The sequence below is a fragment of the Bradyrhizobium sp. IC3123 genome, from assembly GCF_020193625.1.
GTDB lineage: Bacteria > Pseudomonadota > Alphaproteobacteria > Rhizobiales > Xanthobacteraceae > Bradyrhizobium > Bradyrhizobium yuanmingense.
This window is the reverse complement of sequence record NZ_JADYVF010000019.1, coordinates 32,532-44,975: the sequence shown is the minus strand read 5'-3', so window position 1 is coordinate 44,975 and position 12,444 is coordinate 32,532. Positions and strand designations below refer to the sequence as shown.

The 12,444-nt window shown below is 62.4% G+C and carries 11 protein-coding genes and 1 pseudogene; 2 read left to right on the top strand and 10 right to left on the bottom strand.

All coding sequences use genetic code 11. The features are described from left to right. The first annotated feature begins 3 nt into the window (after positions 1-3). Positions 4-1,011, top strand: coding sequence for a 3-hydroxybutyryl-CoA dehydrogenase (locus tag I6F20_RS34340; protein ID WP_225130363.1), 1,008 nt, complete (start codon positions 4-6; stop codon positions 1,009-1,011). Here the strand turns inward: I6F20_RS34340 and I6F20_RS34335 are convergent. The 6 genes from I6F20_RS34335 to I6F20_RS34310 form a co-directional block, all read right to left on the bottom strand. Further along, a complete protein-coding gene (locus I6F20_RS34335; RefSeq protein ID WP_225130361.1) occupies positions 993-2,039 on the bottom strand; it encodes a 2,5-dihydroxypyridine 5,6-dioxygenase NicX family protein in 1,047 nt (348 codons plus the stop codon). The two genes, I6F20_RS34340 and I6F20_RS34335, sit on opposite strands and share 19 nt — an antisense overlap. Before the next feature lie 32 nt (positions 2,040-2,071). Next, positions 2,072-2,839 carry an ABC transporter permease gene (locus I6F20_RS34330; protein WP_036043949.1) on the bottom strand — a complete coding sequence of 256 codons (768 nt, stop codon included), beginning with the start codon at positions 2,837-2,839 and terminating at the stop codon, positions 2,072-2,074. Then, the gene (locus I6F20_RS34325) at positions 2,836-3,618 is read right to left on the bottom strand and encodes an ABC transporter permease (protein WP_249782154.1); all 783 of its coding nucleotides are present in this window, start codon (positions 3,616-3,618) and stop codon (positions 2,836-2,838) included. The genes I6F20_RS34330 and I6F20_RS34325 overlap by 4 nt, the downstream gene beginning before the upstream one ends. Then, positions 3,618-4,463 carry an ABC transporter ATP-binding protein gene (locus I6F20_RS34320; RefSeq protein ID WP_225130357.1) on the bottom strand — a complete coding sequence of 282 codons (846 nt, stop codon included), beginning with the start codon at positions 4,461-4,463 and terminating at the stop codon, positions 3,618-3,620. Before I6F20_RS34320 ends, I6F20_RS34325 begins: the two co-directional genes overlap by 1 nt. A 94-nt stretch (positions 4,464-4,557) precedes the next feature. Then, entirely contained in the window at positions 4,558-6,252 is a 1,695-nt protein-coding gene (gene ilvD, locus I6F20_RS34315) for a dihydroxy-acid dehydratase (RefSeq protein ID WP_036028926.1), read from the bottom strand. A 74-nt stretch (positions 6,253-6,326) separates the two neighbouring features. Next, on the bottom strand, positions 6,327-7,310 hold the full coding sequence (locus tag I6F20_RS34310) for an ABC transporter substrate-binding protein (protein ID WP_036007594.1): 984 nt from the start codon (positions 7,308-7,310) through the stop codon (positions 6,327-6,329). A gap of 159 nt (positions 7,311-7,469) precedes the next feature. On the opposite strand from I6F20_RS34310, the gene I6F20_RS34305 reads away from it, so the two are divergent. Continuing rightward, on the top strand, positions 7,470-8,378 hold the full coding sequence (locus tag I6F20_RS34305; RefSeq protein ID WP_225130356.1) for an NAD(P)-dependent oxidoreductase: 909 nt from the start codon (positions 7,470-7,472) through the stop codon (positions 8,376-8,378). 7 nt (positions 8,379-8,385) lie between these two features. Here I6F20_RS34305 and I6F20_RS34300 read toward each other — a convergent pair whose 3' ends face one another. The 4 genes and pseudogenes from I6F20_RS34300 to I6F20_RS34285 form a co-directional block, all read right to left on the bottom strand. Continuing rightward, on the bottom strand, positions 8,386-8,949 hold the full coding sequence (locus I6F20_RS34300; protein ID WP_225130355.1) for a flavin reductase family protein: 564 nt from the start codon (positions 8,947-8,949) through the stop codon (positions 8,386-8,388). A 9-nt stretch (positions 8,950-8,958) separates the two neighbouring features. Next, complete coding sequence (locus I6F20_RS34295) at positions 8,959-10,188, bottom strand: acyl-CoA dehydrogenase family protein (RefSeq protein WP_225130353.1); 1,230 nt, start codon at positions 10,186-10,188, stop codon at positions 8,959-8,961. Between the two features lie 65 nt (positions 10,189-10,253). Continuing rightward, entirely contained in the window at positions 10,254-11,522 is a 1,269-nt protein-coding gene (locus I6F20_RS34290; protein ID WP_225130351.1) for a CaiB/BaiF CoA transferase family protein, read from the bottom strand. Positions 11,523-11,734: 212 nt separating this feature from the next. After that, positions 11,735-12,158, bottom strand: a pseudogene (locus tag I6F20_RS34285) (GNAT family N-acetyltransferase). Positions 12,159-12,444: the final 286 nt, after the last annotated feature.

The following is a 12,444-nucleotide window of genomic DNA, read 5'->3' as shown; positions in this document are numbered from 1 at the left end:
TCAATGACCAGTCGCATCAATATCGCCTGTCTCGGCGCTGGCCGCATGGGCCGGGGCATTGCCGTTGCCTTCGCGTATGCAGGGCACAGGGTCACGATGATCGATATCAAGGCGCGTTCCGCGGAGGACTTCACCAAGCTGGAAACGGACGCGCTTGGCGAAGTCAGGAAGACCTTCGCCAGCCTGTCAAAACTGGGGCTGCTGACCGACGCGGATGTCGATCCGCTGATCGCGCGGGTCTCGGTGGTGCCGGCGAGCCGGAGCGGCGCAGCGTTGGCCGAAGCCGGAATGATCTTCGAAGGCGTTCCTGAGGTGGTCGAGCTCAAGCGCGAGGTGCTGGGGGCGGCGTCAAAGCAGGTCGGCCCTGAAACGATCATCGCGTCGACGACCTCGACCATCCTCGTCGACGATCTCTCGGGCGTGATCGTGAACGCGCGCCGCTTTCTCAATGTGCACTGGCTCAACCCGGCCTATCTCATCCCGCTGGTCGAGGTTTCGCCCGGCAAGGCGACAGACCCGGCCGTCATCGACGAGGTCAAGACGCTGCTCGAAGGCATCGGGAAGGTGCCGGTGGTCTGCGCCGCCACACCGGGTTTCATCGTCCCGCGCATCCAGGCGCTGGCAATGAACGAGGCCGCGCGCATGGTCGAGGAAGGCGTCGCCAGCGCCGAAGAGATCGACAAGGCGATCCGTTACGGCTTCGGCTTCCGCTATGCCGTGCTCGGGCTGCTCGAATTCATCGATTGGGGCGGCGGCGATATCCTATACTACGCCAGCCGTTACCTCGAAGGCGCGCTTGGTAGCGACCGCTATCGCGCGCCGGAGGTCATTTCCCGCAACATGCATGAAGGCCGGATCGGCCTGCGCACGGGCGCCGGCTTCCTGGATTACTCCGGGATGGACGTCGATGCTTATCGCGTGAAGCGGTTGCAGGCCATGGTCGACCTGCTCCGGCACTTCGACCTCGCCCGGCCGCCCGTGCTCGATCGCGGCTACCCGAAGACGTCCTGAAGCACGCCTTCGCGGACGACCGCAACGCCGTCGAGCTCGATCGTCGTTCCCATCATCGGCAGGTCGAAATGTCCGGCCGTGTAGCGCCCTGCAAATTCATTCGCACCGGTCGAGAACAGGAAATTGCCGGAAACGGCCCGAATCTCTGTGCCGTTGGTGTCGCGCTGGTCATACATGGATAGTGCCTCATAGCGCGCACCGGGATTCATGCCGAAGCCGACATGCGACACGGCATAGGCTTCGCGATCGCCCCAGGCGGCCAGATAAGCGCGCATCATCGCGGCATCCGTGCCCTCGCCTTCGAGTTCCACGACATAGTCGTCCTTCAGAGTCATCTTCACCGGCGAGGTCAGGTAGCGCTTGAAGGTCAGGTTGATGTCGCCGGGCGCCATCACCAGGGTGCCGTTGATGGTCCCGCTTTTGGGAAAGCTGACGACGATGCCGCCGGGCCAATGCGCGAGCGTGCCGGGCTTGTCGGTCCAGCCCCACACACCGACCGTCGACGCGCCGACCATATCGACATCGAGCGCCGTGCCGGCCTTCGAGGAGACACGCATGCGCTTCGTTCCGCGCAGCATTTTGGCCGCCGCACGAACACGCTTTTCGAGCGCGGAATCCGGCACCATGCGCTCCAGCGCTTCGGGATGCTCGTTAGAGATCACCAGGATCCGCGCGCCGGCTTTGAGAATCTCCGGCGTCTCCACCGCATGCATCAGTCCTTCGATGGTGCAATCCACGACAAAGCCGGCCTGCTGAAGCGCCGTGATCACTGGACCAAGCTTTTGGATCGCCTCGCTCGCCCCGGTGGAGCGGACCGGAACGATATGCCGGTTACGCAGCGTCGGAATCACCACATGAAACGGCCGCGCGCCCATCCGCAGCAGGGCCAGCTCCGCGAGATGGACGTTCAACGCGCGTGACTGGGTCTCCGACAGGATCGCCGCGGTATCGCCGGCCTTGACGGCGCATCGCTCAAAGATCTCGCAAAACGCATCGATCCATTTTGCCTCGATACGATCAGCCAGCATGGTTCTCTCCCGGTCTTCAGGATTCTTGTTAGTTACGCTTCGGGGAAGCCCCGGAGCAAGTACGAGCGCACGGCTCCCAGCAGGCCGTTCAAGATCAAGCCCAGCAGCGAGATCGTGATCAGCGGCACGAACATGTCCACGGCCTGGAAGGTTCTGGCCGCAGTCACGAGCGCGTGCCCCAGTCCGTCGGTCGACGTGATCATCTCGGCCAGAAACACCACGATGCAGGAAATGACAAGGCCAATCCGGCACCCGGTCAGGATCGACGGCATCGCTGCCGGCAGCACTACCTTGAAGAGGATTTCGTAGCGTGACGATCCCGCAGCCATAGCCGACCAGATCAGCTTCTGCTCGACGGTCGAGGCACCGTAATAGGTCGACAGCAGGATCGGGAAAAGAGCGTCGGCAGCCACTAATGTGATCTTCGATCCGTGGCCAAATCCGAGCAGCAGCAGCAAGGCCGGATAGAGCGCGACCTTGGGCAAAGGCGCCAATACGCGCACGATGGGCCGAACCACGGCGTTGATCGCCGGATTGGCGGCGGCGGCAATGCCGATGCTGACACCGAGCACGACAGCAATCGCGAAGCCGGCAAACAGCCTGATCAGGGTCGCCGCGATCTCGTGCTGGAACGTCGAGGTTACGAGTTGCTGGAGCAGCCTGCCGAAGACGAAGCCTGGCGGCGGCAGCAGAACTGCCGGCGCGAAGCCGAAAGACACCAAGCCTTGCCACAGCGCGATCACCAGTGCGATCGGAGCAATCCCAAGAACGAAATTAGGGGAGAGAAGCCGCGACATCATGAGAAGCTCAGCGGCATGTCGAACTGTGGCTCGGACCAGCGCACGAGCCTGGCACGAACCCTTTCAAAAATCGCGTCGAGGCAGATTCCCATCGCTCCCACGATGATGATCATCGCAAAGACGGTTTCGTATTGGCCCATGTCGAGCGCATTGAACAGGATGTTCCCGGCGCCGGACTGACGGGCAATCATCTCGCTGGTGATCATCGTGATCAGCGCCAGCACTAACCCCGTACGACACCCCGTCAGAATTTCAGGCAGCGCCGCCGGCAGCACGATACGCACCAGACGCTGCACCGGCGAGAGCCCCATCGCAGCGCCCGACCACAGCATCTTCTCTTCGACCGCCTTGGCGCCTTCGAAGCTGTGATAAATCACGGGCAGGCTGACGCCGAGGAAGATCACGAGCGTCTTCGTGATGTCGCCGACGCCGAGCCAGAGCATGATGATCGGCATCAAGGCCGCCTTCGGCACCGGATAGATCACCATCAGCAGCGGATTGAAGAAGGCCGCAATCGCGGCGCTACGTCCCATCAAGAGGCCAAGCGGAATCGACACGAGCACGGCCGCGCCAAATCCCATCGCCATTCGCCGGAGCGAAGCAAGAATGTTGATCAGGGATTCCCTGTCGCCAAGGATGTCCGGAATCGCTCTCATCGCTCCAATCGCGGTCGGAAAGCTGTCATTCTTCAGCGCCAGTGACGCGACCTGCCACACCACCAGCAATCCGATGCAGGCGAGCACCGGGGCAGCGCGCTTGGTCATGCCGGCCGCCGACATCACGCGGGCGCTCCGGCTTCGTCGCTCTCGTCGAACATGCGCTCGATGTCGACGACGTACTTCTGGTAACGCGGATCGAGCAACAGCTCGTTGCGGCGGCGCGGCCGCGGCAGGTCGATGTCGATGACCTGCCGGATTCGCCCGGGCGATTTCGACATCATGACGACCTTGTCCGAGAGGAAGACGGCTTCGTCGACCGAATGGGTGACGAAAAGCACCGTCTTGCGGTCACGCTCCCAGATGTTCAGAAGATCGTTCTGCAGGCGCGTCCTCGTGTGCGCGTCGAGTGCCCCGAACGGCTCGTCCATCAGCAGCACTTCGGGATGGTAGGCAAGCGTCCGCGCCAGCGCCACGCGCTGCTTCATGCCGCCCGACAGCTCCTTGGGATAGAAGTTCTCGTAGCCCTTGAGGCCGACCATCTCGATCAGGGCCCGGCTCTGCGCTTCGGCCTCGGTGCCGCGAATTCCTTGCTGACGCGGCCCATACATCACGTTGCCGAGCACAGTCTTCCAGGGAAAGAGCGCAAATTCCTGGAATACCGGTCCGCGATCCGGACCGGGCCCCGTGATCGCCTGTCCCTTCATCTTCGCCGCGCCGCTGGTTGGACTGACGAAGCCGCCGACAATGTAGAGCAGTGTCGACTTGCCGCAGCCGGACGGACCAAGGATGGAGACGAAAGCTCCTTCCTGGATCGTCAGCGAAATGTCCGAAAGCGCAACGTGATTCTTGCGTGCCGAGGTTTTAAAGACCTGCGACACGCGGTCGATCTCGATGATTGCGGAAGCCGGGTCTTGTTGCGTCACCGGTCTCACCCATTCGCTCGATCTCGCAGATACTACCGTCATCCCGCCTTCCGTCCCACTCGCACGAGGATTCAGCGGCATCAGCTTAGCAAGAAGCCTGCCAGACAGGGCGTCACTTTCGCGCCCGTGCGGTGCGTCATTCGAACCACGGCCATTCTGCCGGGCCTTCATGCGTCACGGCTCCGCCCGGCGCCTGCCCAACCAGCCGCGCATATTTTGCCAGCGCACCTGCGCGGTGGCGAGGCGGGCGCGGCTTCCAATCGCGTCGCCGTGCGGCAAGCTCCTGTTCCTCGAGCAGGACATCCATCCGTCGATTTGCGGCATCAATCCGGATTCTGTCACCATTCCGGACGAGCGCCAGCGGACCGCCAACAAATGCCTCGGGGGACACGTAGCCGATGCACATCCCGCGGGTCGCGCCGGAGAACCGGCCATCGGTGATCAGCGCCACTTTTTCACCCATGCCCTGCCCGTAGATCAGTGCGGTGACGCCAAGCATCTCACGCATGCCAGGTCCGCCGACTGGCCCTTCATTGCGGATCACGAGAACCTCGCCCGCCTTGTAACTGCGGTCACGAACGGCTGCGACGCAGGCTTCTTCATCCTCGAAAACACGCGCGACGCCTTCGAAGAATTGGCTCTTCAAGCCCGCCACCTTGATCACCGCCCCATCGGGACAGAGGTTACCCTTCAGCACCGCGACGCCACCGTCAGGCATGATCGGCGCGCGAGCCGTGTACACAACCTCACCGTCGGGTGCGTTGGCCACACCGTACTCTTCGGCAAGTGTGCGGCCGGTGATTGACAAGCAGCCGCCATCGATATGACCGCTCTGGATCAGCTCGCGAATGATGACCGCAGCGCCGCCGATATCGTAGACATCCTTCGCCGTATACTTGCCTCCGGGGCGCAGATTGCCGATCAACGGCGTCCTGGCAAAGACCTCCCCCACGTCATCGATGCTGAATGCAATTCCGGCCTCATTCGCGATCGCCGGCAGGTGCAGCGCGGCGTTGGTCGAGCCGCCCGTCGCTGCCACGATCGCCGCTCCGTTCTCCAGGGATTTCCGCGTCACGATGTCGCGCGGCAGCGGCCCGCCGTGGTTCAGCATCTCCATGATCAGTCGGCCGGCGCGTCGCGAAATCTGCGCACGCTCGGAATAGACACCGGGCACCATCGACACGTTGGGAATGGTCAGCCCCATCGCCTCCGATACCATGCCCATGGTATTCGCGGTGAACTGGCCGGCGCACGCACCGATCGTCGGCAGGCAGGCGCGCTCGATGCGCTCGAGCGTGGCGCCGTCGATCTCGCCAGTCATGAAGCTGCCGACAGCCTCATAGGAATCGAGCACCGTCAGCGTACGTCCATCCACGCGCCCGGGCAGCGAGCTGCCGCCATAGATGAAGATGGATGGCACGTTGCAGCGGACCATTCCCATCATCACGCCAGGAAGGGTCTTGTCGCACCCGCCGTATCCGATCAGCGCATCGTAGGCCAACCCATGGACCACGGCTTCGATCGAGTCGGCGATCAGCTCACGCGAGAACAGGGAGAACTTCATCCCCTCATGATTCATGCTGATGCCGTCGGACACCGAAACAGTCGAGAACTCACGCGGTGTACCGCCGGCCTCCTCGATCCCGGTCTTGGCTGCAGCTACCTGGAAGTCGTGGGTCATGTTGCAGGGCGTCTGCTCACCCTTCATGCTGACGATGCCCACCATCGGCTTCGCAATCGCAGCGTCGTCGAGCCCCATGGCGCGCATGAATGCACGATGCGGCGCTCGGTCGAGGCCGTCTGTGGTGACTCGGGATCGCAACTTCTTCATATATGCATCTTCTTCGTGCAGCGTCCCGGATGATCCGGAACGCTACGATGTTAGTTCGGTAATTCGTCCCGCTTCTATTGCAGCGGCGCGACGATCGACGGATGCTTGAACTGTGCGACATCCAGCTTCGGCAGCATTCCTGTTTCTGCATAGATATCCAGCATCTTCTGGATCGCCGGGAAGTTCGGCGCAGCACCCGGATCGCGGCCGAAATCATTGTCCTTGAGCAAGTAGGTCTCAAGCACCGGGATGGGGGCTTTCAGCACTTCATTGACGACCTTGAGAGTCTCCTCGCGGTTCGCGAGTGCCTTCTTCATGCCCGAGGTAATATCGCGGACATAGGCCTTGACCAACTCAGGGTTCTTGTCGACGAAATCGGCACGGCAGGCTTCCAGGATGTGCACGATGTTCGGCATGGCCTGGGAGAGCGAGAACAGCTTCCTTGTGCCGCCCTTTGCCTCCGCGCGCGCAGCAAACGGCTGGTTCATATTGACCGCGTCAACGCGGCCTTGGCGCAGCGCGTCCTCGGAGACGGCAAAGCCAACCTCGACCAGCTTGATGTCCTTGGCCGGATCGACGCCATTCTGCTTCAAGAGCAGATTGAACGGCCCTTGCGTACCGCCACCGATCACGGAAATGCCGACGGTCTTGCCCTTGAGATCCGCGATTGTCTTGATGGGCGAGTCATCCTTGACGGCCCAGTAGACCGAGAAGCCGCCGGGCATCTCGAAAACATGCTGCGCGACGATATAGGCCTTGAGATTGCCGCCGACGACCCCATTGGAGAGGGAGAGCGGCGCCTGCGTCGCGCAGTCCAGCGCACCTGCCGCCAGGGCCTGCGTCATCGGCGCGGTGCCCTGGAATTGGGTCCATTCGATGTTGTAGGTCTTGCCGAGATTGGGAAACTCTGCCGGCCTGCGCATCATCCAGTACTTGGACTCCTCCGCAGGGATGGTCCAGCCGACGCGGATCGTCTGCTGCCCCCATGACGGGCTTGCGCCCGCGCTCACGGCGGCTGCCGCCCCCAAAGCCAGGATCCACTTCGAAACGGTTCGCATCGTTCCACTCCGCTGCTTCGGCGCCGACTGGCGCCCCAACCCGACCGCCTCAAATGTTTCATGGTTCAAACAATCAGGCAAGCCATGCGAGGTGGGCGATCTTGCCGGCAGGTACGCAATGTATGGTAAAGCGGCGTCTGCGACAGAAGGAGGCAACCTATGGCTGACGACAGCAAGAACGGCACCGAGAAGCTCGGCTATCTCGGCCTCGGACTCATGGGAACGCCGATGACCCGACGCCTGCTGAAGGCCGGCTATCAGGTCGCTGTCTGGAATCGCTCGGAGGGCAAGATGGCGCCGCTGGTCGAGGCTGGCGCCAAGCGCGCGGTCACGCCGCGTGATCTCCTGGGGAGCTCGGATATTGTCTTCTTGTGCGTTACGGATGCGGCGGCGGTGGAGGAGGTGATCTTCGGGCCCGAAGGTCTGGCAGTGGCCCCTGGCGCGGGCAAGCTTGTGGTCGACTTCTCATCGATCCATCCAGACGCAGCGCGCGACCTCGCAACGCGATTGAAGAACGCGAACGGTGCGGGCTGGATCGATGCGCCGGTGTCCGGGGGCACGAAGGGCGCCGAGGAAGGCACGCTCGCCATCATGGCGGGCGGAGAAGCTGGTGACATCGAGAGGGTGCGGCCCTATGTGCTGGCCATGGCGCGCAGGTTCACGCATATGGGCCCGGTCGGCGCCGGCCAGACCACAAAGCTGTGCAACCAGGTGATCGTCGGATGCGCGATGGCCGTGCTCGCGGAAGCAACCCGCCTTGCCGTGAACGCCGGAATTGACGCCAACCGGTTGCCCGAAGCGCTCGCAGGCGGCTTTGCGGATTCCATCCCGCTCCAGCTGTTCGTGCCGCGAATGGTCAACGGCATTCACAGCCCGCCGCTCGGCCACATCGCCACGATGCTCAAGGATCTCGATACGGTCGCCGATGTTGCACAGGCGACTTCGACGCCAGTGCCGATGGCCGCGCTTGCCGGACAGCTTTTCAGGCTGGCGAAGGCCGCGCGAGGTGCGGACGCGGACGCGCTGGAGATCTACAAGCTTTCGGCGGCAGAGCGCAAAGCGCTCTAGGGGCGCATTACCGCCTGTTCTTGCGCTCATCGTCGGCCATGAAGCGACCGAACGCTCCTCGCGCAAAGAGCAGCGGCTCTTTCGCATTGTAGGTATATGCCTCGACCGCGCCGAGAAAGATCACATGGTCACCGCCATAATAGCGATTCACGGAGCGGCATTGAAAGTTGGCGACGCTCTCGGCGAGCACTGGAGCGTTGCCAAGGCCGGGGGTCCAGTCGACGCCGGTGAACTTGTCATCCGACGATTTTGCGAATTTGTTCGCAAGCGCTTGTTGTGAAGCGCCGAGAACGTTGACGCTGAAATGGCTGGCGTTCTGGAAGATGGTCAGGCTCGAGGAATAGACGACGAGGCTCCACAGAACCAGCGGCGGATTCAGCGAGACCGAGGCGAAGGAATTGCACGTCAGTCCGTACGGCTTGCCGTCGGGCGCTGCCGCTGTGATGATCGTGACGCCCGTTGCATAAGTTCCGAGCGCGTTGCGAAAGTCGCGAGGATCAATCTGCGAGCTGTCGCTCGCGAACTCATTGGCGGGATCCGGCGCGCGAGGCTGCTTCGGCAGGTCATTCATCGGCCGACCTCACAGCGTGAGATTCTCGGAGGGCAGGCCGAGGGCCACCCGTCCGTAGTTGGTCCCGGCCGCATCGAAGTTGAACGCGAGATGTGAGTTGATCGCGTGCGCATCGCGGAACTGCCGCTGTAACACGCCGCTCGTGAACAGCCCGCGAGCGCCGCTCGCGGCAAACAGCATCGAGACCGCGTCCGTGCACAAGTTCACGGAAAAGGATCCGTCGCGGCGATATCTGGTCTTGGTTGCCATGTCAGGAATATGGCCGCGCCGTGCGGCCTCCATGGCATCGAGACAGGCCGACCGCATGATCAGGCGCGCAGCGTCGATCTTGGCCGAGGCCTCCGCGATCTTGATCTGCGTGCTTTGAAAATCGCTCAGCTTGGCGCGGTTGTACGTCGAAATACGATGACGCGCGACCTCCGTATAATCGTCGAGGCACGCCTGTGCATTCCCCAGCGCGACACCGGAGAGGACGTAAGGAAATAGCGAGAAGACAGGCAGCGTGTACAGAGGATTCGGATTGACCGCGCTTCCCGGCGTGGGGCCACCTGAGAGGTTCCCTACGGCGACCGTCATATGGTCAGCCACAAAGGCATCCCTGACCTCGACGTCGCAAGATCCTGTCCCACGCAGTCCGGCGACGTTCCAGGTGTCCAGCACCTTGTAATCGCCGCTCGGTAGCATAAAGATTCGATACTCGATGCCGTCGGCATCGTCGTCGGAATAGACCACGCTCGCAAGCATATTCCATTCGCAGGAGGCAACGCCCGAGGAGAATGGCCAACTGCCATGCAACTGGTATCCGCCCTTGACCCGCGTGGCGCGTCCGGCGGGGAAAATGAACGAGGACGCGATCAAAGTATCCGGATTGCGGCCCCAGACCAGATCCTGCGCGCGTCGCTCGAACATGCCGAGCATCCAGTGATGGCTCGCCAGATTGGCGAGATTCCAGGCAACCGACGCATCCGCCTGCCCGAGCAGCTCAGCGCAATCGACGAGGGCGACATAGTCGAGCTCAGCGCCACCAATCCGGGCCGGTTGCAGCATCCGGAACAGGCCGGCCTCATGAAGGTCCTTTTCGGTTTCCGCCGGAAGATGCCGCAGCTCCTCCGTCCGTGCCGCCCGCTCACGGAGTCGCGGCAGAAGCGCCCGGGCCCTCGCGATCATTGACGCATAGATCTCACCGCCGGCTTGCAAGCCTGCGGGCTGGGTCTTGCTCGGCTCCTGGCCAGGCGCCATTCGTGTCCCTCGCTTTCATACATTTATGCGGCGGGACCTTCGCCAAATCAAGCCGAGCCAGTGCCTCAAGTCGACCTTGGAGGCTTGACCGGGCCAAAGGCGCCCTTCTCGACAAAATCAGCGATCCGACGTTCGTTGTAGCCGAGCGTATCGTGCAGGATCTGCATGGTATGCTCGCCCAACAGAGGTGCCGCGACCGGGTCGACCGCGGCTGTCAGGCTCATCGTAATCGGCGGCTCGATATTGGGCACCCACTCGGCTGTCGGATGCGGAATCCGGTTCAAGCGATGGCGCTCGCGAGCCTCGGGGGCATTGAAGCCCTCCTCGACCGTCCGGAGATAGCCGACCGGGATATTGGCCAGCTTCATCTTCGCCATCCAGTTCTCGAGCGTATCGCTGGCGAAGACTTCGGCAATGGCTGCCCGCAGGAGCTCCTTGTTCTCCGAACGGGCTTTGCGCGTCGCAAACTGCGGATCGTTGATGAGATCGGGCCGATTCAGCACCTCGACCACAAGCCGGCGGTAGAGCCGGTCGTTGGCGCAGGCCATGTAGAGCGGCCCATCTGAGGCCTCGTAGACGCCAACGGTGGGAGATCCGCTCGGCGAATTGCCGAACCGGCCGGGATTTTCTCCGTTGATGAGATAGGCCATGCCGTAGAAACCGGTCATTCCCATCGCGACGTCGAACAGGGCAACTTCGACATGCTGCCCACGGCCGAGCCGCTCCCGCGCCAGCAGTGCCAGCAGGATGGCATTGCAGGCGGACATCCCTGTCGCCATGTCGACGATGGGCGGGCCGGTGCGGACCGCCGGGCCGTCGGCAAATCCGTTGAGCGACATGAAGCCGCTTTCCGCTTGCGTGATCGGATCGAAGCCTGGCCGGGAGGCAAACGGTCCGCTGCGTCCGTAGGCGGAGATCGAGCAATAGACCAGCCGCGGGTTGAGCGGCGCGACCGATTCATAGTCGAGCCCGAACTTCTTCATGACCCCGCTCGAAAAATTCTCCACGACCACATCTGCCTTGCGGATCAGATCCAGCGCGATCTCGCGCGCCTCCGGCACGGCAAGATCGAGCGCGATGCCGCGCTTGTTGCGGTTCAGGCTGAGAAAGGCGGCGCTCTCGCCTCCAATCTCCGCGTGCTCATAGGCGCGCGTGTCGTCGCCGCCATCGGGATTCTCGATCTTGATAACGTGCGCACCGTAATCGGCGAGCGTCTGGGTGCAAGCAGGGCCGGCCACCACGCGCGTAAAATCGACGACCAATAGACCATCGAGCGCGGTCGGGCCTCCCGTCCCATGCGAGGCACGTACCGGCAATTGAGGCTTGGTGGGCATCGATCGCGCTCTCCCTTACATCGGCTTATGGCCGCCGAATTTCCTGCAAGAGCAGACTTAAAGCCCGACGCCACCGACTTCGCAAGTCCCACGCCGACATCGCTTCAATACGCAAAAAGGACCCGGCAGCCCCAGGCTGCCGGGTCCTCGGACGTTCCAGGCACGTACTGGTCATTAGATAGACGGCGCGTTCCATGCGGCGGCAAACCTGCTCAGTGCAGCCACTTCCGCCAATAGAGCGTATGCGCCCAGCCCCAAGGGGTCTCGGGCTCGAACAGCCGATAGCCCGACTGAATGAAGTTGTTCGCCGATACCGGATTATCCGTCGTATCAGAGACGATGCTGTCCCATCCGATACGCCGTCCCCTCGCCTCGACCACACGCATCAATCTGCGTTGAAGGCCGCGTCCCCAATGCCGTTGCAACACGCCGACTCTGGAGAAATAGCCGCCATTTCGAACGTGCGTCGAGGGCACAATTCCGGCGAAGGCGACTGCTTCCTCGTCGTGATAAGCTAGCCACCACGCGCCAAGGTCGAAACATCGCCGCGGCATCGAAGAACGTGAGTCGATGCAGATCAGATAGGGTTTCAGCAACGTCATCATCGGACGCATCGACGATACGAATTCTGTACATGAGCCACTCATTGCGCAGCAGATCTTGATCGGACGCGCGGCGACGTCACCGGCGCCATGAAGGCTCATTTGCCCAGGACCACCTTGACACCAAGCCAGACGGCACCCATCAGGCCAGTGGCAAGCGCCGATCGGCGCTCTCTCAACGCGTTATCAAGCGAGTGCGTGGCCGCAATGCGCCGCCGCCGTCCGATTCCAAAATCGAGAACGAAAAAACCCGCGGCGGATCGCGTTCCGCGCGGGTGAACCAAACTCGTCTCGATGATGGCATTATGCCGGTGTTTTGC

Coding starts and splice junctions, on each gene's coding strand:
- I6F20_RS34340 (WP_225130363.1), top strand. CDS start 4: ATGACCAGTCGCATCAATATCGCCTGTCTCGGCGCTGGCCGCATGGGC.
- I6F20_RS34335 (WP_225130361.1), bottom strand. CDS start 2,039: ATGCTGGCTGATCGTATCGAGGCAAAATGGATCGATGCGTTTTGCGAG.
- I6F20_RS34330 (WP_036043949.1), bottom strand. CDS start 2,839: ATGATGTCGCGGCTTCTCTCCCCTAATTTCGTTCTTGGGATTGCTCCG.
- I6F20_RS34325 (WP_249782154.1), bottom strand. CDS start 3,618: ATGTCGGCGGCCGGCATGACCAAGCGCGCTGCCCCGGTGCTCGCCTGC.
- I6F20_RS34320 (WP_225130357.1), bottom strand. CDS start 4,463: ATGACGGTAGTATCTGCGAGATCGAGCGAATGGGTGAGACCGGTGACG.
- ilvD (WP_036028926.1), bottom strand. CDS start 6,252: ATGAAGAAGTTGCGATCCCGAGTCACCACAGACGGCCTCGACCGAGCG.
- I6F20_RS34310 (WP_036007594.1), bottom strand. CDS start 7,310: ATGCGAACCGTTTCGAAGTGGATCCTGGCTTTGGGGGCGGCAGCCGCC.
- I6F20_RS34305 (WP_225130356.1), top strand. CDS start 7,470: ATGGCTGACGACAGCAAGAACGGCACCGAGAAGCTCGGCTATCTCGGC.
- I6F20_RS34300 (WP_225130355.1), bottom strand. CDS start 8,949: ATGAATGACCTGCCGAAGCAGCCTCGCGCGCCGGATCCCGCCAATGAG.
- I6F20_RS34295 (WP_225130353.1), bottom strand. CDS start 10,188: ATGGCGCCTGGCCAGGAGCCGAGCAAGACCCAGCCCGCAGGCTTGCAA.
- I6F20_RS34290 (WP_225130351.1), bottom strand. CDS start 11,522: ATGCCCACCAAGCCTCAATTGCCGGTACGTGCCTCGCATGGGACGGGA.